The sequence below is a fragment of the Pseudomonas sp. HY13-MNA-CIBAN-0226 genome (genome assembly GCF_040310305.1).
GTDB classification, from domain to species: Bacteria; Pseudomonadota; Gammaproteobacteria; order Pseudomonadales; family Pseudomonadaceae; genus Aquipseudomonas; species Aquipseudomonas gregormendelii.
The window spans coordinates 1-266 of record NZ_JBEOPS010000312.1 but is presented as its reverse complement, the minus strand read 5'-3'; the positions used below and the strand labels follow the sequence as shown (position 1 = coordinate 266).

Below are 266 nucleotides of genomic sequence, written 5' to 3'. Positions count from 1 at the left end.
ACCACCAACGATGAACGTTAAACTACCAGCGATGGCGCCGCCTGTACCGCCAGAGACTGGCGCATCTAAGAAGTCTATACCAAGCTTACTTGCTGCTTCTGCTACCAATCTTGCATCAGCTGCCGCGATGGTACTGCTATCGATGACCAACGTACCCTTGGGCAATTCTGCCAGTAGGCCTTCGGCCCCATTATCTCCATCATTACCTAAATAGACAGAATGGACGTGCTTGCCCGCAGGCAACATGCTAATGACGACTTGTGCAT

1 protein-coding gene is annotated in these 266 nt (G+C 51.5%); it reads right to left on the bottom strand.

What is annotated here, in order from left to right:
- Nucleotides 1-266, bottom strand: a 266-nt coding sequence (locus AAEZ05_RS28895; protein ID WP_350650033.1) for an NAD(P)-binding domain-containing protein, incomplete at both ends; no start/stop codon positions are given.